Genomic DNA, 734 nt, shown 5'->3' on the forward strand with positions numbered 1-734 from the left:
AGGCTATTGTGGGTTCTCTATCTTTGGTTTTGAGGATGATGCAAGAGAAATTGAGATTGAAACGCGCTACTCAGAGGTGGTGACAACCTTACGAGGAAAGCTGACGCTGTTGGAAGAGGTTGGTCGTGGCAGCTCCTATGTTTATCAAATCGGTGACACGGTTTTTCATCAATCGCCAAAAGGGAAAGGATTACACCGGCACTGTTATCGTACAGCCAACTATAAACGATACCTTGGCAAGGAAATTGAACTGGATTATCACTACAAGGTAAAGCGCTATGATGACGACGAAACCGATCCCATTGTCATCAAGCGATTTACAGGACACTGTGTTACGCGATTTGTGGTACATGATTAGGAAGTAGTAAATCTATCACCATAGGTATATATTTGATATGAAGTGAATATGATTGGTGCGCCAATTAATAACCCTAAGTGATACCATTTCACTCCTTCTTTGTGTTTTTTATACTGAACATAAATACAAAGCCCCCCAAACAATAAGAAAGCCAACGTCGTACTTTCTAAAATTAAGCTTATCAACCATGGCTGGGAGCGCTACGCTGATTAAGCAAAGCAACAACGAGTCAGGGTCGAGTAAAACTTAACTTTAAAACTTCTTAAAATTAAGTGTTGACAAAAACTAGGGAATGCTTAGAATGCACATCCCTCGAAACGCGAAAGCTTTTCGAAACGTTCTTTAAAAATATGAAGCAATCATCTGTGTGGGCACT

General features: G+C 40.3%; 1 protein-coding gene. It reads left to right on the plus strand.

Annotated elements, in window-relative coordinates:
- Positions 1 to 358: hypothetical protein (locus tag C2M32_RS06525; protein WP_158678150.1), on the plus strand; the 358-nt coding region annotated here is incomplete at its 5' end.
- Positions 359 to 734: the final 376 nt, after the last annotated feature.

The organism is Pseudoalteromonas sp. T1lg23B (genome assembly GCF_002964665.1).
In the GTDB taxonomy this organism is placed as follows: Bacteria; Pseudomonadota; Gammaproteobacteria; order Enterobacterales; family Alteromonadaceae; genus Pseudoalteromonas.